Raw genomic sequence first — 18338 nt, 5'->3', positions numbered from 1 at the left:
GGGGTGGCCCTCGCGGATCGTGTCGAGGATGGTCATGGTGCGGCTCCCTCGGGTGGCGGTCCGGACGGCGGACGAGCAGCCGGAGCGCTCGTCCGGCGCCGGCCGCCACCCCGCCCACCTCGGGTGCGGGGCCCCGCTCAACCGGGCAACCGCCGGTGGTACCGGCCACCGGAGCGGCCCTCAGGCATCGAGGCCGCCCCGCCCGATGAGCTGACGGGTAATCACATTCCGTTGGATCTCGTTGGTGCCCTCTCCGACGATCATCAACGGTGCGTCGCGGAAGTACCGTTCCACGTCGAATTCGGTGGAGTAGCCGTAACCCCCGTGGATCCGGACGGCGTTGAGGGCGATCTGCAGGGCGGCCTCGGACGCGAAGAGCTTGGCCATCCCCGCCTCCATGTCCACCCGGCGCCCCGCGTCGGCCTCCCGGGCGGCGTACAGGGTGAGCTGGCGGGCGGCGGTCAGCGAGGTGGCCATATCGGCGAGGTAGTTGCCGATCGACTGGTGCTGCCAGATGGGCTTGCCGAACGTCTCGCGGCGTTGCGCGTACGCCAGCGCGTCCTCCAGCGCCGCCCGTCCGACGCCCAGCGCACGGGCGGCGACCTGGAGCCGGCCGGTCTCCAGGCCCCGCATCATCTGCGCGAAGCCCTTGCCCTCGACTCCGCCGAGGACGGCGTCGGCCGGTGCCCGGTGGTCGTCGAAGGCGAGTTCGCAGCTCTCCACGCCCTTGTAGCCGAGCTTGGGCAGGTCGCGTGAGACCGTCAGGCCGGGCCCGTGCCCGACGAGGAGCAGGGAGATGCCCCGGTGCGCGGGGCGGGCGTCCGGGTCGGTCTTGCACAGCAGGGCGATCAGCTGGGAGCGGCGGGAGTTGGTGATCCAGGTCTTCGCCCCGTTGATCAGATAGCCGTCCTCGTCCTTGCGCGCCACGGTGCGCAGGGCCTGGAGGTCGGAGCCGCCGTCGGGTTCGGTGAGGGCCGTGGTCGCCCGGATCTCGCCGGTGGCCATACGGGGCAGATGGCGGCGCCGCTGCTCCTCGGTACCGAAGCGCCGCAGCAGTGTGGCGACGACGGTGTGGCCGCCCATCGCGCCGGCCAGGCTCATCCACCCGCGGGCGAGTTCCTCGGTCACCAGGACGTAGCAGGGCAGCGAGACCGGTGTGCCGCCGTACTCCTCCGGGACGGCCAGCCCGAAGACGCCGAGCTGTTTCATCCGGTCGATGAGGGCCTCGGGGTAGGTGTCGGTGCGTTCGAGTTCCCGGACGACCGGTTTGACGTCCCGGTCGACGAACTCGCGGACGGTGCGCACGATGGAGCGCTCGTCGTCGGACAGGATGTCGAGAGTGCTCATGCCGGGTGACGCTCCTTGCTGACGGGCGTGGACGAGACAACCAAGGTGTCCGTCCCCGGACGGAAGTCTCATACGACCTGGTCGGCCCGCAGGGCGTCGATCTCGGTCGCGTCGTACCCCAGCTCGGCCAGGATCCGCCCGGTGTGCTCGCCGACCGCCGGGACGGGGTCCATACGGGGGACGGTGCCGGCCAGATCCACCGGCGGCAGCAGCGCCGGCACCGCCGCTCCGCCGGGGATCCGCACGTCCCGCCAGCGGTCGCGGGCGCTGAGCACGGGGTGGGCCAGGAACTCCGGGACGTCGTTGACCCCGGCGTTGGCGATGCCCGCCTCGTCCAGCAACTGCATCACCTCCTGGCTGCCGGACTCGGCGCACCGCGCGGCCACGAGGGCGTCCAGCTCCTCGCGGTGGGCCACCCGGGCGGCGCCGGTGGCGAAGCGCGGGTCGTCGATGAGCTCGGGGCGCTTGAGGAACCGCTCGCACAGGGCGGCCCATTCGCGCTCGTTCTGGATGGAGAACAGCACGTCCTTGCCGTCGGCCGTGGTGAAGGCGCCGTACGGGGCGATGGTGGCGTGCCGGGTGCCGACGCGCGGCGGCTGGGTGCCGCCGTACCGGGTGTAGTAGGCCGGCTGCCCCATCCACTCGGCCAGCGCCTCGAACAGCGAGACCTCCACGGGCCGGGCGACACCGGTGGTCGCGCGGGTGAACAGGGCGGTGAGCACGCCCGAGTAGGCGTACATCCCGGCGGCGATGTCGGCGACCGAGACCCCCGCCCGGGCGGGTTCGGAGGCGCTCCCGGTCAGCGAGACCAGGCCCGTCTGGCACTGCACCAGAAGGTCGTACGCCTTGCGGTCGGCCCACGGGCCGCTGGATCCGTAGCCGGTGACGGCGCACGGGATGAGGGACGGGAAGCGCTCGGTGAGCGCCTGGGCACCCAGACCCAGCCGGTCCGCCGCTCCCGGGGCGAGGTTCTGGACGAACACATCGGCCCCGGCGAGCAGTTGCTCCAGGACCTGCCGTCCCCGCGCCGACTTCAGGTCGAGCGTCAGGGACTCCTTCGAGCGGTTGAGCCACACGAAGTAGCTGGACTCGCCGTGCACCGTGGTGTCGTACCTGCGGGCGAAGTCGCCCCCGCCGGGCCGCTCCACCTTGATGACGCGCGCCCCGAGGTCGGCGAGCTGGCGGGGGGCGAACGGGGCCGCCACCGCCTGTTCCACGCTGACCACGGTGATGCCGGACAGTGGACGTGCCGCGGGGTGCTCGGTCATGCAGGGACCTCCAGGAGAGTGCTCGTCCGGTGCCGGGTGCCATCATGAACAGTCGGGACGGCCGAGGGAAGCAGCACCGTGTACCGGTGCTCTGCGGGGTGCGGAGCGGGGCCCGGTCCGGTAGTTCTGCGCGCGGCCGAAGTCCTCCGCAAAAGCGGGATTATCGGAGCATCGGAGTTTTCGGGCGACCCTTTCCGGGTGTTGTGGGGGGCGATAGTCTCCCTTCGCTGAATTCCTTCAGCCGGTCGGTCCCCGGCCGGTCGCCTGCTCGCTGTCAGCCCATACGGCGGAGCAGACATTTCCGTGTGCGGGACGGCAACGCCCCGCTGTGTGCAGGGAGTGTCATGTTCGCCCTTGTCTCGTGGTGGCCGCTGTCTTCCAGGCGGGCGACATCGCTTTCGGTTCCGCCTTCCCGGCAGGAACCGCCTCTTCCGTAGGCGTTCCGCTCCAAGAATTCCCGCTCACCGGCAGGGCCGCAGGTATGCGGCCGGCCGGATTCCGAACGCCTCACCGCTCCTCGGCAAAGGGCCGAGAAGCTCTCCTCCTAGTCCCACAGGAGTCCCCTCATGCGTCTCTTCCAGCACGTCGTTCCGAGCGCGGCCACCGGATTGGTGGCCCTGCTCCTCTGTGCACAGCCGGCCTCGGCGGCCACCGCGGCCGGTCCGGGGCACACCCCGCCGAGAGATGAGGTCTTCCAACTCGTCGCACGGCAGACCCAGGGCAACTTCATCGATGTGGACGACTCGTCCGGCCCCAGCCAGGGCGACGAATTCGTCGCCACCGGGAACCTGGACCGGGGCAGCATCACGGTCGGCACCTACAGCGAGATCTGTACGATCACCCGCACCGCGCCGCTCGATGAGTTCGACCTCCAGTGCGCGGCCGACATGACCCTGCCCAACGGGCAGATCACCCTGCAGGGCCGCTTCACCGTGACCGCGAGCGGCCCCGGCGAGATTGACCTGGCGATCACCGGGGGAACGGGTCGCTACAGCACCGCCCAGGGCTTTGTGCACGGCGTCAACGTCAGCGACACGGAGACCCGACTCACCGTCCACCTGGAGCACTGACCGCAGGTCAGCGAGCCCTTCCGCCCGGAGGCCGGGGCGCGGCAGCGTGCCCCGGCCCTTCGCCCGCCCGACGCCGCGCGGGCCGCCGCCGCGGACCGTGACCGCCGTGGTGACGCTGTGTGTCCGGTGTACGGGGAGAGCCGGGGCACCGCTTCGGGTCCACGGGCCACCAAGCTCCGGAAGAGGCGCCCTGAGGGCGGGACGGCCCTTAGGAGCCAGGGACGTCGAGGGGCCGCTCCAAGGCCTCCGCGGCGGCCAGCTGCTCCAGCGCGGACCGGTACTCCCGGTGCTCGATCAGGCCGTTCAGCAGTGCAGCGGCGTAGATGCGCTCGACCTCGTCGGGGGGAGTGTCGGGGGTCTCCGGTGCACCGCCGGAGGAGCGGCGCAGCAGGCGAAGCAGCCTCGAGATCACCTCTGTCACCCCCTGTGCTGTGGGATCGTCCAGTCTTCCAGCACGGCGTTCGCCTGTCCCATGTGCCGGCCGCCCGTATGACGGGGCCCAACGGCCCTTGTGCCCGGCGGCCCGGCCGCACTCCCGGTGGTCAGGCCGCCGCGGTGGCGGCGGGAGGCCCGTCGGCAGGGCGTGCGTCGGGGACCGTGCCAAGATGGAAGGGAGGTCGCTGATCCTGGCGCGGGGCGCCCAGGGGAGGGGAGACCGGCTCGTGGAGTCGCCGGAGCCTGCATACCCGGAGCCTGAGTACACCACGGTGTTCAAGGCCACGCCGAGCCCCTACCTGCTGCTGAACCGCAATCTGGTCGTCGTGGACGTCAACGACGCCTACGTGGAGACGACCGGGCGCCGCCGGGAGGACCTGACCGGCCGGTCGATCGTCGAGGCGCTGCCGGACAACCCGACGGACCCTCAGGCGGACGGGGTGCGCAACCTCAGCGCCTCACTGCGGCGGGTGCTGCTCTCCGGCGCGCGCGACATCATGGCGGTGCAGCGGTACGACACCCCGTCGACCTCGGAGCACGGACAGTTCGAAGAGCGCTGGTGGAGCATGATCAATACGCCGGTGCGCGCTCCGGACGGCAGCATCGGGTGGATCATTCACCGCGCCGAGGACCTCACGGCGTTCATCGCCGCACACCGCGCCAGCGGCGGTGCCGGGTGGTCCGAGTGGGCCCCGCGCGAGCACACGATGGAGGCGGAGCTGTACAGCCGTGCCCGGGAACTCCAGCGGCTCAACGAGCAGTTGCGGCAGGCGCATGCGCGGGAGCGCGAAGTCGCCCTGGTCCTGCAGAACTCCATGTTGCAGACGCCCGACCTGGAGCGGCACCAGGACGTCGCGGTGCGCTACCTGCCCGCCGCCGGATCGCTCAATGTCTGTGGCGACTGGTACGACCTGGCCGACCTGCCCGGCGACCGCATCGCCCTGGCGGTCGGCGATGTGGTCGGGCACGGCCTGGAGGCGGCCAGCGTGATGGGCATGCTCCGCAGCGCGCTCAGCGCCGCGATCCGTGCGGTGGCCGGCCCGGGCCAGGCGCTGGAAATCCTGGGCCTGTATGCCCGTTCGGTGGAGGGAGCGCTGGCGACGACCGCCGTCCAGGCCGTCGTCGACAAGAAGACCCACATCATCATCTACAGCAATGCGGGCCACCCGCCGCCGATCCTGCTGCACGACGACGGCAGCTGCGAAGTGCTGGACGTGGCCACCGATCCCCCGCTGGGCGCCCGCTCCGAACACGTCCCCCGGCCCCAGGCCAGTCAGCCCTACCGGCGCGGCGACACCCTCGTGCTCTACACCGACGGCCTCATCGAGCGCCGCGGTGAGGACATCGATGAGGGTCTGAACCGCCTGATCAACACCCTGGCCGAGCTCGCCCGCTTCGACGCCCAGCGGCTGGCAGACGTCCTGCTGGCCCGCCTCGGCGTGGTCGGTGGCGCCCCCGACGACATCGCCTTGGTCACCATCCGGCTGTGAGGCGCCGGGGCCGCCGTGGCGCGGCTTCCCCCGGGCCGCTCCGGACGCCCCACCACCCCGCGGCGCCGCCCGGCACCGTGGGGCCGGTGCCCGGTGGAGATGCGCCAGGGCGACACCCCTGCAACCGTGGAGGCAGGTATGGCACTCTCTGCGGCGAGGCGAGCATGAGCAGAAGCAAGAGCAAGAGCCGAAGCGGACGCAAGGCCGTCACCGGGTGGACCACCTTCGCCGCGGTGCTCCTGGTGTTCGCGGGGGCCATGACGATCCTCGCGGGAATTTCGGCCATCGCCCACGACGACATCTTCCTCGCGACCCGGAACTCCCTCTTCTCGTACAGCGAGACGGGCTGGGGCTGGATCCATCTGATCCTGGGGATCGTGATCTTCCTGGCCGGCTGTGCCCTCTTCAACGGAGCGGTATGGGCACGGATCATCGGTGTGATCCTGGCGGGGCTCAATGCGGTGGCCAACTTCCTGTGGATTCCGCACTACCCGCTCTGGGCCCTGACGCTCCTGGCCATGAACATCGCCATCATCTGGGCGCTGTGCGCCGGTGACCGGCGCTCGGTGGCCTGAACCCGGCACCGGACCGCGCGCCCCGACCCTGCCTGACGGCCCGCCCCGGCACCGGAGTTGGTAGGGCCGCCCCTCTCCCCGGACGCTGACGGTCGGGCTACGCCGGCTCGGGCGCCGGGCTGCCGTCGTGCCCGGCCCCGCGGCGTACCCGGTCGAGCAGACCGGCGGGGTCCGGCTCGGCCTGCAGGCCACGGAGCAGCAGCAGCCACAGGTCCTGGAGGTGCTCCTCGATGTGCCGGCGCCCTTCCAGGGCCTCGGAGACGGTGTGCAGCCCGAAGAAGGCGCAGACCACGCTGTGGGCACCGGCGGAGGGCGACACCTCGGGGGCGAGTTCGCCGTTGTGGGCGGCCGCTTCGAGCAGGTGGGTGACCGCTTCGATCCAGCCGAGGAACGGGGTGGGCAGCTGGGCGTCGATCGCCTTGCGTTCGGCCCACAGACGGGCACCGGCGCGGACCACGATGTCGTCCCGGAACGCCCGGGCCACCCCGAAGCTGAGGCCGACGAGGTTCTCCAGTGCGGGCCGGTCCGGGTCCCGGTAACGGGAGATCAATTGCGGCCAGGTGGCGAAGTGCTCCTCGACAATGGCGAGGGCGAGCTTCTCCTTGCTGGCGTAATGGAAGTAGATCGCACCGCTGGTACGTCCGGAGTGCGCGCTGATATCGCTGATGCTGGTACCGGCGTACCCCCTCTCGTCGAACAAGCGCGCCGCCGCCTCCAGCAGGTCCCTGCGCGTCGCCTTGGCCCGGATCTGCACACACACCTCAGAATTCGTTCCTGTGCCGGCTGCCGGAAATCTACCGCGCTACGCCACCCGACATTCACGGGTGCACATGTTCGAATTTCGATATTCCCTGGTCATATGAGTACCGCGACTGCCGGCACCGCCGGAAAGAGTGAGCCGCTCGACCGGTCCCGCACCGTCGAGCGGGAGCTGGTGCACCGGACCTCGGTGGCAGAGGTCCTCCTGACGGATGCCCGCCCCACGGGCACGCCGCATGTCTTCGCGGCGGCGGCGTCCTGGCCACGGGCCCATCCGACGTTCCCCCGTGACGGCTCGCAGCGGCACAGCCCCCTGGTCCTGGTGGAAACGCTGCGTCAGCTCGGCCTCTACCTTCCGCTGCGGTTCTACGCCGTCCCGGAGACATTCCACGCGGTCATCACCGACCTGCACTTCGGCATCGCACCGGACGCCGAACCGCCGGCCGGCTCCGGCGCCACCGAGATCACCTGCGAAGCACGGGTCGGCGGGGTGTGGCGGGAACCGGACGCGTCCGCCGTCGGGCTGCGGCTGGACGTCGAGTTTTCCGCCTCGGGGGTGGCCTTCGGGCGGGGCGGCGGGGGCGTGCGATTCCTGGCCGACGCGCCGTACGAGGCGCTGCGCGCCCGGGCCGCGGGCCGTGCGGCGCCGGCCCACCACCCGGCAGGGGCGCACCGTCCGCCGCCGGCGGAGCTGGCGGTGAACCATCCGCAGGACGTGGTACTCGCCGTGGACCGGGACGGGCCGTTCGTCTCCCCGGCCGATCCGCTGCACCCGTTCCTCTTCGACCACCCCAGCGACCACGTGCCGGGAATGGTGCTGCTGGAGGCGGCGCGGCAGGCGGCGGCCCACCGCAGCCGGGGCGCGCTGGCCCGGCCGCGCGCCGGCCGGCTCCGGGCGACCCGGTTCACCGAACCCGACCCGCCCGCGCGGGTGTGGTGCATCCCGCACCACACCACCTGTGTGTTCCGCATCGTCCAGGGAGGCACACGGACGGCGTACGGCACCCTCAGCTATCAATAAAGCCTAAAATATGGACATTCGGGAACCTGTTGACCCCGTCAGGTGGCCGTCCGTAACGTAACGATCGTTATTTTCCGCAGAGCGCGCCAAGCCTCCCCTGTGTGAGAGCCGCCCTCTGCCGGAGACCCCCAGCCCGGTGCCCGACGCCTGTGAACCGACGCTGCCACGCCGTGCATGCGACCGGACCCGTCGCCGCCCACCGGGCCCATCGGAACGGAACTTCGGATGACCGCACATCGCATCCTCTCCTGGACCCCCGCCGCCGTGGTGTTCGACTGCGACGGCACGTTGATGGACACCGAACGGCACTGGCAGGACGCCCGCGACCTGGTGCTGCACAGCTTCGGCTGCACACCCACGGCGGAGTTCTCCGAACAGAGCCGGGGACTCCACTACACCGAATGCGGGCGCATGATGGCCGAGATGGCCGGGCGCCCGGAGCTGACCGCCGCGATGACGGAGACGCTGCTGGAGAACTTCCGGGACCTGGTCGCGGCGAACCCCACGACCATGCCCGGCGCGCCCGAACTCGTGCACTCGACGGTGCAGTTCGCCCCGCTGGCGGTGGCCAGCAACTGCCCGCGGGAGGTCGTCGAGTCCTGCCTGACCGTGGCCGGCCTCCGGGACTGCTTCCAGCACATCGTGGTGCCCGACGCCGACACCAAGCCGAAGCCGCACCCGGACGTCTACCTCACCGCCGCCCGGCTCTGCGGCGTGGATCCCGGGGAGGCACTGGCCGTCGAGGACTCCACCTGCGGCGTCCAGGCCGCCACCGCCGCGGGCCTGCGGGTGCTCGGTGTCGGCCCGCAGCCCAGCGAGGACGACACGGCGGCGGCCGACTGGTGGGTCGGCTCGCTGGAGGAGCCCGCCGTACAGGGGTGGGCGGGGGCCCGGATCCCCGCCCAGAGCGCCGGCCGCGCCGGGCCCGGGGTCCCCGTCATCTGACGCGGAGGGCCGCCGGCTGAGGGACCGGGACCCCGGCCCGGCACCGCCCCCGCCGCCGGTGCGGTCAGGGCGTCACCGGCGGCACCTCAGCGGAGGTACTCCTCGATCACGTCGGCACCGCGGGCGGCGCCGCCGCACTCCCTGACGACCTTGCGCATCCGGTCGAGGTGGGCGCGGACCGCGGAGTCGGAGGCGACGCGGGTGACCGCGGCGCGCAGCGATGCGGCGGTCACCGTGGCGGCGTCCAGCCGCTCGCCGAGCCCGAGTTCCGCCACCCGACCGGCGTTGGCGGCCTGCTCGGGCATCTGCGGGACGGCGATCAGCCCGACGCCGTAATACAGCGCCTCCATGGTGGAGTTCATCCCGGTGTGGGAGACGAACGCGGCGGCCTGCCGCAGCACGGCGGGCTGCGGGAAGCGGGGGCGGACGTCGAAGCCGGGCGGGATCTCCCCCAGCTCGGCGGGGTCCAGATCGCCGACGCTCATGGCCACCTGATAGGGGCCGTCACGGAACGCTTCGATGCAGGAGCGGTAGAACTCCGGCCGGTCGTTGAAGACCGTACCCAGCGAGATGAACAGCAGCGGTGCCTCGGGGTCGGCCGGCGACCACGGTTCGGCCTCCCGGCTGCCCAGCGAGGGGCCTATGAAGTGGAAGCGTTCATCGAAGGTGTCCCCCGCGGGCTGGAACTCCCGGGGTATGAACACCAGGTTCAGCTTCTCGGTCACGTCCATGAGGTTCGCCGGGTCGAGCGGGACGCCGTACGCGGCGGAGAACTCCGCGCAGTCCGCGGCGAGCGCGTCCACCAGGGGGTTCTCGCCGTCGGCCCCCTGACCGAACTCGGCGAACAGGGAGAACGACTCGTTCGAGGCGAAGTTGGGGATGCACCGTACGGCGGGCAGGCCCAGGTCCTCGGCGACCACCCGGCCCGCCCAGTTCATCGTGTCGTAGCAGACGGCGTCCGGCCGCTCGGTGCGGCAGTGCTCCCGCAGGACCGGGTAGGCCTCCCGCATCGCCGCGAAGATGCGGCGCATGAAGCCGCCGAGGACCTCGGGATCGATCTCGCGGGGCACCTCGCCCATCTCCATGACCGGGAGTTCCACCCAGCGTGCGCCGGCCGCGATGACCGCCTCGGAGTGTTCCGCGCTGGTGGCGTAGTCCACCCGGTGTCCGCGCCGTACGAGTTCTTCGACCAGCGGCAGCGTCGGGTTGATGTGCCCGTGACCGGCAAGTGCCATGAATAGGAGGTGTTTTGGCATATCACCGATCGTACCGAGCGGGCACCTGCACTCCTTGATCGCCCCGGCGGACGGGGCGAGGTCCCGCCCCCAACGGAGTTGCCGCCGGCAGCGTGATGGGACAGTCTCCGTACGTGATCGAATTGCAGGTACTGACAGCGGACGACTGGCGCACCTGGCGCACCCTGCGGCTGGCCGCGCTCGCCGAGGCGCCCTACGCCTTCGGGTCCACCCTCGCCGACTGGCAGGGTGCGGGCGACCGGGAGGAGCGGTGGCGCGGCCGGCTGGCCCTCCCCGGCTCCCACAACCTCCTCGCCCTCCTGGACGGCGAGCCGGCCGGGATGGTCAGCGGCGTCCCGGGCCCGCGGGACGGCGTCGTCGAGCTCATCTCGCTGTGGGTAGGTACCGCCGCGCGCGGACGCGGCGTGGGGGACCGTCTGGTCGAGGCGGTGCTGGCGTGGGCCGAGCAGGCGCGGGCGCAGGCCGTACGCCTGGCCGTCACACCGGTCAACACGCATGCCACGGCGCTCTACCGCCGGCATGGCTTCACGGACACCGATGAGCTTGGCGAGGTGCTGCCCGACGGGTCCCGGGAGCGCGTCATGGAGCGGCGCCTCTCCCCCGGCCGGAACGCGCAGGGCACCGTGCCGTCGCTGCCGGCGGACTGAGGCCCGGCGGTGCCGTCGCCGTCGGCCGGGCGCCGGGTGGGGCCGGAAGGGCCGCACCCGGCGGGCCGGGCGTGGTTCAGTCGAGCTTGCACGCTTCGGAGGCGGGCTGGTCCTTGGCGAGGAATATCGTCTGGGCCATCATCTTGTAGCCGCTGATGCGCTCGCGGAAGGTCTCGATGGACTCCTCGGGGTGGACCGAGTCGATGACGGCGTTCGGGCCGTGCGCGTTGAACTGGTGGCTGACGCCGCGGGGGATCTGCATGTCCGCCCAGGAGTTCTCCGGGACGACCAGGTTGTAGCGGGTGCGGTGCACGCCGTCAGGGGCGTCGGGTGCGGCGTCCTCGAACGTCTCGGGGGCGAACGGCGTGACGCCGTCGATGTGGGTCACGTCGATGGGCGAGAGGCTGGACACCCGGATGCGGGTCCCGGGGCCGGTCATCATGCGGACGAACCGCAGTCCGGTGTGCAGATGCATCCGGGAGCAGATGTCACGGTCGATGACGTCGTAGAAGTCCATGAGGTAGCGGTCCGCGAAGAACCCGTCGAAGGGGGCGTCGAGCATGTAGACGTCGCCCTCCTCGAAGGTCTGGGCGCGCTGGATGCCGTCCGTGTCCTTGGTGGTGGCCGCGGGGGCGCGGTGCGCGGCGCGGACCACCCCGCACAGGGCGGTGGTGACGGCGAGGGCGATCTCGGCGGGCAGCTGGATGACGGGGGTGACCTGACATCGGCCGGGGTCGTGGAAGTCCACCACGTCGTGGACCTCGTTCTCGTCGTCGGGAGTGAGCTTCATGAACTCGGACATGCGGACTCTCCTTGTGCGATGGGTGCAGTGCGGGGGCGGTGCCGGCCGGGTCCGGCCCGGGGGATGCGGGGGCTCTCGGGGCGGGGCTGGGCATGCGAGGCGGGGGGGCACCGGAGGGAGCTGCCGGGTTCCGTCTTGCATCGGTGACCCTCAACTTGCCTACCGGGAGGTGGACTTCACGGCTCGATAGATGGTGCGGCACGGCGTCGGCGTCCTGGAGCAGGAGCCCGACTCGCACTTGACGTAGGACGTCTCGATGTCGTGCTCCGCCAGGACGAGTCCGGCGCTCTTGAGGGCGGCGGCGATGTCGTCCGGTCCGTAGTAGCGGCTGCGCAGGGTCTGGTCGACGCGCTGCGGCCGGCCGTCCTGTTCGAGGACGCCGGAGACCCGGAGCATGCCGGTGCCGGAGTCGGCGTCCCAGACACCGCGCTTGACGATCACGGCCTGGGCCTCGTCGAGGAGGGTGAGGTTGTCCCAGTGGCGGAAGTGCGAGGTCTCGAAGACGTCGAACAGGAACTGACCGCCGTCCTCCAGCGCCTCGCCGACGCGGGTGAAGCAGCGCTCCAGATCGCCCGGGGCGTCCAGGTGGTTGAGGGCGCCGTCCAGGCAGACGACGGCGTCGACCGGCTGGGGCACGGAGAAGTCGCGGGCATCCTGCTCGGACAGCCGCAGGTGCCCCGAGTCGAGCAGGCCGCCCAGCTTGCGCCGTGCCACGCCGAGCATGCCCGGGGAGCGGTCCACCCCGGTGACCGTCCAGCCCTCGTCGCAGAGCACCTCCGCGGTGATGCCGGTGCCGCAGCACAGGTCCAGCACGGAGCGGATGTTTGGAGCCGACTCGCGGAGGAACGCGGCGAGCCGGGGTGAGTAGTGGCGGACCCAGCCGGTGTAGTAGCTCTCGAAGAAGGCGGAGAACTCAGGTGTGTAAAAGGTCATCGCGCTGACACCTTTCGGGGAGGGCACGCGGGGCGTGCGCGGAACGGGGCGGGAGCGGCGGACCGGTGACGGTTCCCGGTGCGGTCATCGCGCGGCCGCCCGGGTGAACTCGAAGGCCGGCACCGAGCGTTCCATCCGGATGGCGAGGCGGTCGGTGCCCACGGGGGCCAGGGCGATCGGGCCGGGGTCCGCCGGGCAGACGGTGAACAGGGTGCCGTTCCCGGCACGCCGGACCGCGCCCGTGAGGGGCCCGTACCGGAACACCGCGCCCGGGCCGGAGGCGTTCGGCTCGATGCGGGCGAAGCCGAAGCCGGGGTGGTGGTACGTGCCCGGCAGCGCCTCCAGGGAGGGCAGGTCGGCTACCCGACCCGATGCGGGGCCGGCCATCCGCTCGGGCTCGCCCGCGGGCAGCCGGTGCTCCCTGCCGCGCTCATGGCCGTCGTCGATCGCGTCGATCAGCGAGAAGGCCACGGCACAGCGGAAGCAGCAGTGGGCGCGGCCCGGGGAGTGGCGCACCCCGGTGTTGCAGAAGACGTTGACGGCCAGGTCGCGGTCGGGCAGCAGCACCGTCATCCCGCGCAGCGCACCGACGCTGCTGCTGTGGACCAGGGCCGGCTCGCCCCGGTAGCGGCCGACCAGCCAGCCGTAGCCGTAGCCGTCGGCCTCCACGCACGCCGGATGGTTGGCTGAGAGGGTGGGGGCGGGCATCCGGGGGGTGCGCAGCTGCGCCAGGACGCGGTCGTCGAGCAGGCGTTGGCGGCTGCCGTGCCCGAAGAGGTGGAAGCGGAGCAGGGCGACCATGTCCGCGGGGCTCGCCCAGACGCCGGAGATCACGTCGGAGAGGCCGGACAGCCGCACCGGGCCGGTGTCGGTGAGGCCGCCGGTTCCGTCCGGTTCGCAGGCGTGGGCGAGGTCGCCGGACGGGCCGGGGCGGCGGCCGCGCACGCCCAGCTCGGACAGGATGTCGCCGAGGAGCCGGTCCCAGGGCCGGCCGGCGGTCTCCTCGGCGATGTGGCAGGCGAGCACGTACGCCAGGTCGCTGTAGGAGAACCGGTCGCCGCCGGGCGGGCGGACGGTGACGAGGTGCGGCAGCCGGCCGCGGGCCGCTTCTCCGGGCGAGGTGTCCGCGCACCCGGCCAGCAACAGGTCGTAGGAGGGCAACCCCGAGGAGTGGGTGAGCAGTTGGGTGAGGGTGTAGCCGTCCCGCGGGGCGCCCTGTGGCAGCACGGTGGTCAGGTGGCCGGTGTCCCAGCCGGTCAGCCCCTGCGCCACGAGCCGGGCGAGTTGGGCGGCGATCACGCTCTTGGTGAGCGAGCCGAGGGGGAAGAGGGTGTGCGGGGTCAGCGGGGCGCCGGTGGACAGGTCGCGGGTGCCGTCGGTGAACACGGCCGCCTCGTCGCCCCGTACGACGGTGACGCCGACGCCCGGCACCTGCCAGGCCTCCCGCAGGGCGGTCAGGCCCTCGGCCAGGCGGTCGGCGCCGCGGAGGGGGGCGGCCGGGCCGCGCACCGGGCGGGTCGTCCCGCTTCCTGAGGGCCGGGTCATCGCTGCCCAGGGCGCGCTGCGCCGTTCAGATCGACCGCCGGGTGGTCCTCCCGGACGACGCTCTCGCAGTGCTCGACGAGGGCGTCAAGGGTGCCGTCGAGGTAGAGCGCCTCGACCGAGGGTTCCACCGCGAGGCGCGCTCCGATGCGGTCGAGCATCACGATGGCCTGCATCGAGTTGCCACCGATCTCGAAGAAGTCCTCGTCGCGGCGGGGCTCTTCGGGCCGTGGCAGGCCGAGCGCCTCGATCCACTCCTCGGTGACGACGGCCCGGACGGGTGCCGCCCCCTCCGGGGGCGGGGTGTGATGGTCGGTCATGCCAGCCTCCCGTGCTGGTGTCCTGCAGTGCCCCGGTCGGGGGCATCGTCGGCCGCGGCGGTGCCGCCGCGGTGGTGCACGCCGTGGGCGTCGGGTGGGGTGCGGCCGTGCATCAGCCCGGCCCGCCTCCGGAGAAGGGGGTCCTGCCCAACCGGTCGGCGAGCCGGGCGCCGAGCAGGCCGGCGAGGACCTGGCCGGTCAGCGGTGACCACTCCTCGCGAACGGTCCTGGCGACCGGCACGGTGTGCCAGGCGGTGCCGGTCAGCGCGGTGTCGTCCGGCGCGGCCACCGCGATCACCCGGCGCCCGCGCTCGGCTGCCGCGGCGGCGAGTTCGGCCGCCCGTGGGTGGCCCAGGCCCGGTGGTGCGAGGACGGCCAGCGGGGCGTCGGCGGGGTCGACGAACCGCTCGATGTGCCAGTACTCCTCGACGTCCTGGGCGTACGCGGCCAGCCCGGCGGCCTCCACCACCTTGGCCGCGGTGTACAGCGCGGTGCCGCCGGCCGGGCCGGTGCCCGCGACGACGAGCGGGACCCAGGGCCGGCCGGCCCCGGTCAGTCGGGCCGCCAGTTCACGGCAGGGCCCGTCGGCGTCGGCCGCGGTGGTGCGGACGGCCTCGGCGGTGGCGGCGACCTCCGCCACCAGGCCGTCCTCACCGGGCCCCTGGCCGGGAAGCGCGCCGCGGGCGCCGCCCAGTCGTACCGCGAGCAGCAGCAGGGTGAGCAGGCTGGCCTGGTAGGTGCGGATGCCCGGGCAGCGTTCGGTCAGGCCGAGCCCGGCGACCACGTCCCGGCCGGCCGCGTCGGCGAGGGCGCTGTCCTCCCGGCCGGTGACCGCGAGGGCCGGGAAGCCGTGGGCGCGGGCGCGGTGCACGGTGGTCACCAGCCGGGGGCTGCTGCCCGAGGCGGAGACCGCCACCACGAGGGTGGCGGCGTTGCGGTGCGCCGGGCCGAGCATGCCGTAGTCGAGGAACTGCTGGGTGCTCAGCGCTTCGCAGGGAAGGCCGGCGAGGCGTTCGAAGGCCAGCTCGGAGGCGCGGCCGGCGTGGTGGGAGTCACCGCTGCCGACGAGGACGGCGCGCCGCAGGGCGTCGCAGGGCACCGTCTGCAGTGCCGCTCCCGCCCGGGCGGCCACCGGTCCGGTCAGGACCTCGATGTCGGCGGCGAGCGCGGCGGACTGCCGCAGCATGGTGCCGGTGGCGTACATGGGTGTCCTCCAGACTGTCAGAGGGAGGCGCGCAGCACGGGGGCGACGCGTTCGGCGAAGAGGTCGAGGGTGCGGTGGTCGACCGGTGGCCGCAGGCCGAGGAGGAAGTCCCTCACGCCCAGGCGCAGATAGGGCGTGAGCTGCTCCACGCACTCCTCGGGGGTGCCGAAGACCGCGTACTCCGACAGGTCGTCGGGGACGGTGGCGGCGATCCGTGCCCTGCGCGCGGCCACCTCCCGCCGGTCGTCTCCCAGGACGGCGCGGAAGGTCAGTGAGCCGCGGATCTGCGTGGGGTCGCGGCCGAGGTCGCGGGCGTGTGCGGCCAGCACCTCGCGCTTGGCGGCGTAGGTGTCCGGGGTGGTGACGAGGGTGTTCCAGGTGTCGGCGTGCGCGGCGACGATGCGCAGCAGGTGCCGCTCACCGGATCCGCCGATGGTCAGGGGCAGTCGGCTCTGCACCGGCCGGGGCCGCAGGTGCGCCTCGCGGAGGTGGTAGTGCTCCCCCTCGAAGTCGGCGACCGGCCGCTCCCACAGGCGCCGGATGACCTGGCAGGTCTCGTCCAGCCGGCGCAGCCGCTCGGCGGCCCGCGGGAAGGGCATCCCGTACTGGGCGTGGCCGAGGTCGAACCCGCCGGCGCCCAGGCCGAGTTCGACCCGGCCACCGGAGATGTGGTCGATGGTCGAGGCGATGTTGGCGAGCAGGGCGGGGTGGCGCCAGGAGGCGGCGGAGACCAGGATCGCGCAGCGGACGCGGCGGGTGCGGGCGGCGAGGGCGGCCAGCAGGGTGGGGCCCTCGAAGCAGGGGCCGTCGGGCCCGAAGAGGTGGGGCCGCAGGTGGTCGAAGACGGAGACCCAGTCGTAGCCGGCGTCCTCGGCGCGCTGCCACAAGTCCAGGACGTCGTCGAAGGTCTGGTACTGCTGTCCGGAGTGCACACCGCAGCGGACGGTGTCCTCGTGCCCTCGCATCTCTCCACGCCTTCCGTGCGGGGTACTGGTGTCGACGGGTACCGGGGCGCTGGGCTCACCGGTCGAGCGGCCGCTGGAGGTGGACGCGGCGCAGCGGGCCGTCCGCCTCCACGACTCCGTGCGGGACGAAGCCCAGCCCGGTGAGCAGCGCCACGCTCTTGCGCAGGTCGGGGTTGGCCTCCGCGCGCAGTACGTCGGCCCCGGCGGAGCGGGCGGTCTCGCAGGCCCTGCGCACGCACCTCATGCCCAGCGTGGCGTCGCGGCGGGCGGCGTCGGGGTGGACGGCGAGGCGCTGCAGGTACATCGGCAGACCGGCCGGCGGGAAGACGTCCGGGCCGCGGCGGTACGGGGGGTGGTCGGTCAGTGTGAACATCGCGACCGGGGTGTCCCCGCGGCGCAGCAGGTGCACGGCGCGCGCGGCGACCAGTGCGCGGCTGCGATCGAGGTTCCGCTGGGGAACCGGCAGGTCGTACTGCTCGGCGTGGTGGGCGTCGGAGGCGCACAGCAGCGCGTGAACCTCCTCGGCGCTGTCGGCCCGCTCCCAGGTGAGGGCCGATTCGGGGTGCGAGGTCATAGCAGAAGCCGTTCGTGTGGGGGTGGGGGGAAGCTCCGGGGTGGGTGGGGCGGTCAGCGGACGGAGAACGCGTAGCGGGTGGTGGCGGTGTAGGTCTGTCCGGGGTCGAGCCGGGCGGAGGGGAAGTCCGGGCGGTTGGGTGCGTCGGGCCAGGCGGAGGGCTGCAGGCACAGTCCGGCGCGGGGCGGGGTGAGGCCGTCGCCGCTGTAGACGCCCAGGCCGGTCTGGTCGGTGGTCAGGCGCAACTGCCGCCCGGATTCCGGGTCGTGGAGGTCGGCGGCCCAACTGCCGGCGTCGGACAGGACGTAGAAGTTGTCCAGGCGCCGGCTGCCGAGGGGGTCCGCACCGGTGAGGTGGAGTGCGGTGCCGGCGACCGGGGCGGGCGGTCCGGGCAGCGGGACCTGGTCCTCGTCGAAGCGCAGGACGCGGGCGGCGTTGAGGGCGACGTGGTGCCCGTCGACGGGCCGGTGGGCGTCGGCGCCGGCGAGGTTCCAGAAGGCGTGGTTGGTGAGCCCGACGAGGGTGGGGGCGGTGGTGGTGGCCCTGAATCCGATGGTCAGGGCGGGCGTACGGTCGAGCCGGTAGACGGTCTCGGCGTGCAGGTCGCCGGGGTAGCCCTGGTCGCCAGCGGGGCTGTGCACGGCGAGGGTGAGGGTGACGTGGTCGCCGGTCCGCTCGGTGGTGGCGGTCCACACCAGGCGGTCGAATCCGTGGGTGCCGCCGTGGAGGTGGTGTGGCCCCTCGTTGCGGTCCAGTGTGTGGCGGGTGCCGTCGAGGGTGAACGTGCCGTGGGCGACGTTCCGGCAGAACCGGCCGACGGTCGCGCCCACATAGGCGTTGGTGGCCCGGTCCTCGTAGGCGGCCAGGGTGGGTAACCGGTGGACGACGTTGTCGGTGCGGCCGTCGCGTCCGGGGGTCCGGACCTCTACGAGGGTCGCCCCGTAGGTCCAGACCACCACTTCCGTTCCCTCGCCATTGCCGAGTGTATAGGCGTACACCGGAACGGCCGGCTGTCGCGTATTTCCAGCAGTTATTCCCACGAACTCGCTGCGTATGTACAAGAGTCCCTCACAGGCGACAAGGAAGAGCTGTGCGATGAGCCGCTGGAAGAGGATCCTGCGCTCTTTCACGCATCGCGCGGGGATTGCGACGCATGGTGCGTCACCCGCCGCAAGTGTTCATCAA

The 18338-nt window shown here is 72.5% G+C and carries 19 protein-coding genes; 6 read left to right on the top strand and 13 right to left on the bottom strand.

Going from position 1 to position 18338, the window contains the following annotated elements:
• Positions 1-180 precede the first annotated feature (180 nt).
• Both AB0G84_RS05675 and AB0G84_RS05670 read right to left on the bottom strand, forming a co-directional pair.
• The gene (locus tag AB0G84_RS05675; protein WP_361315957.1) at positions 181-1347 is read right to left on the bottom strand and encodes an acyl-CoA dehydrogenase family protein; all 1167 of its coding nucleotides are present in this window, start codon (positions 1345-1347) and stop codon (positions 181-183) included.
• Between the two features lie 68 nt (positions 1348-1415).
• The gene (locus AB0G84_RS05670; RefSeq protein ID WP_361315955.1) at positions 1416-2615 is read right to left on the bottom strand and encodes a CaiB/BaiF CoA-transferase family protein; all 1200 of its coding nucleotides are present in this window, start codon (positions 2613-2615) and stop codon (positions 1416-1418) included.
• A 566-nt stretch (positions 2616-3181) separates the two neighbouring features.
• On the opposite strand from AB0G84_RS05670, the gene AB0G84_RS05665 reads away from it, so the two are divergent.
• A complete protein-coding gene (locus AB0G84_RS05665) occupies positions 3182-3685 on the top strand; it encodes a hypothetical protein (RefSeq protein WP_361315953.1) in 504 nt (167 codons plus the stop codon).
• A 208-nt stretch (positions 3686-3893) separates the two neighbouring features.
• On the opposite strand, the gene AB0G84_RS05660 is transcribed toward AB0G84_RS05665, so the two are convergent.
• Positions 3894-4097, bottom strand: a complete 204-nt coding sequence (locus AB0G84_RS05660; protein WP_361315950.1) for a hypothetical protein — start codon at positions 4095-4097, stop codon at positions 3894-3896.
• Between the two features lie 193 nt (positions 4098-4290).
• Between AB0G84_RS05660 and AB0G84_RS05655 the strand changes: the two genes are divergently transcribed.
• Both AB0G84_RS05655 and AB0G84_RS05650 read left to right on the top strand, forming a co-directional pair.
• Positions 4291-5610: a SpoIIE family protein phosphatase gene (locus tag AB0G84_RS05655; protein ID WP_361315948.1), complete on the top strand. Its 1320-nt coding sequence runs from the start codon at positions 4291-4293 to the stop codon at positions 5608-5610.
• A gap of 164 nt (positions 5611-5774) precedes the next feature.
• Entirely contained in the window at positions 5775-6185 is a 411-nt protein-coding gene (locus AB0G84_RS05650) for a hypothetical protein (RefSeq protein WP_361315946.1), read from the top strand.
• Positions 6186-6282: 97 nt separating this feature from the next.
• Here AB0G84_RS05650 and AB0G84_RS05645 read toward each other — a convergent pair whose 3' ends face one another.
• Positions 6283-6939, bottom strand: a complete 657-nt coding sequence (locus tag AB0G84_RS05645; RefSeq protein ID WP_361316811.1) for a ScbR family autoregulator-binding transcription factor — start codon at positions 6937-6939, stop codon at positions 6283-6285.
• A 105-nt stretch (positions 6940-7044) separates the two neighbouring features.
• Here AB0G84_RS05645 and AB0G84_RS05640 point away from each other — a divergent pair, with 105 nt between their 5' ends.
• Positions 7045-7965, top strand: a complete 921-nt coding sequence (locus tag AB0G84_RS05640) for a ScbA/BarX family gamma-butyrolactone biosynthesis protein (RefSeq protein ID WP_361315943.1) — start codon at positions 7045-7047, stop codon at positions 7963-7965.
• A 225-nt stretch (positions 7966-8190) separates the two neighbouring features.
• The gene (locus tag AB0G84_RS05635) at positions 8191-8910 is read left to right on the top strand and encodes an HAD family phosphatase (protein ID WP_361315940.1); all 720 of its coding nucleotides are present in this window, start codon (positions 8191-8193) and stop codon (positions 8908-8910) included.
• An 86-nt stretch (positions 8911-8996) separates the two neighbouring features.
• On the opposite strand, the gene AB0G84_RS05630 is transcribed toward AB0G84_RS05635, so the two are convergent.
• Positions 8997-10145: a macrolide family glycosyltransferase gene (locus tag AB0G84_RS05630; protein WP_361315937.1), complete on the bottom strand. Its 1149-nt coding sequence runs from the start codon at positions 10143-10145 to the stop codon at positions 8997-8999.
• A gap of 134 nt (positions 10146-10279) precedes the next feature.
• Between AB0G84_RS05630 and AB0G84_RS05625 the strand changes: the two genes are divergently transcribed.
• Positions 10280-10813, top strand: coding sequence for a GNAT family N-acetyltransferase (locus AB0G84_RS05625; protein ID WP_361315935.1), 534 nt, complete (start codon positions 10280-10282; stop codon positions 10811-10813).
• A 76-nt stretch (positions 10814-10889) separates the two neighbouring features.
• On the opposite strand, the gene AB0G84_RS05620 is transcribed toward AB0G84_RS05625, so the two are convergent.
• The 8 genes from AB0G84_RS05620 to AB0G84_RS05585 all read right to left on the bottom strand — a co-directional run bounded on the left by AB0G84_RS05620 (position 10890) and on the right by AB0G84_RS05585 (position 18193).
• Positions 10890-11615, bottom strand: coding sequence for a hypothetical protein (locus tag AB0G84_RS05620; RefSeq protein ID WP_361315932.1), 726 nt, complete (start codon positions 11613-11615; stop codon positions 10890-10892).
• 159 nt (positions 11616-11774) lie between these two features.
• Positions 11775-12548 (bottom strand): class I SAM-dependent methyltransferase, encoded by a 774-nt coding sequence (locus tag AB0G84_RS05615; RefSeq protein ID WP_361315929.1) that lies wholly within the window; start codon positions 12546-12548, stop codon positions 11775-11777.
• 84 nt (positions 12549-12632) lie between these two features.
• On the bottom strand, positions 12633-14093 hold the full coding sequence (locus AB0G84_RS05610; RefSeq protein ID WP_361315927.1) for a serine hydrolase domain-containing protein: 1461 nt from the start codon (positions 14091-14093) through the stop codon (positions 12633-12635).
• Entirely contained in the window at positions 14090-14410 is a 321-nt protein-coding gene (locus tag AB0G84_RS05605) for an acyl carrier protein (RefSeq protein ID WP_361315925.1), read from the bottom strand. Before AB0G84_RS05605 ends, AB0G84_RS05610 begins: the two co-directional genes overlap by 4 nt.
• 112 nt (positions 14411-14522) lie before the next feature.
• Positions 14523-15614, bottom strand: coding sequence for an SIS domain-containing protein (locus AB0G84_RS05600; RefSeq protein ID WP_361315922.1), 1092 nt, complete (start codon positions 15612-15614; stop codon positions 14523-14525).
• A 17-nt stretch (positions 15615-15631) separates the two neighbouring features.
• Positions 15632-16579, bottom strand: a complete 948-nt coding sequence (locus AB0G84_RS05595) for a TIGR03560 family F420-dependent LLM class oxidoreductase (protein ID WP_361315919.1) — start codon at positions 16577-16579, stop codon at positions 15632-15634.
• A 55-nt stretch (positions 16580-16634) separates the two neighbouring features.
• Positions 16635-17153, bottom strand: a complete 519-nt coding sequence (locus AB0G84_RS05590) for a GNAT family N-acetyltransferase (protein WP_361315916.1) — start codon at positions 17151-17153, stop codon at positions 16635-16637.
• Positions 17154-17206: 53 nt separating this feature from the next.
• Positions 17207-18193: an aldose epimerase family protein gene (locus tag AB0G84_RS05585; protein WP_361316808.1), complete on the bottom strand. Its 987-nt coding sequence runs from the start codon at positions 18191-18193 to the stop codon at positions 17207-17209.
• Between the last annotated feature and the right edge of the window lie 145 nt (positions 18194-18338).

Source organism: Streptomyces sp. NPDC020742 (genome assembly GCF_040641675.1).
Taxonomy (GTDB): Bacteria; Actinomycetota; Actinomycetes; order Streptomycetales; family Streptomycetaceae; genus Streptomyces.
This window is presented reverse-complemented; position numbering and strand designations above follow the sequence as displayed.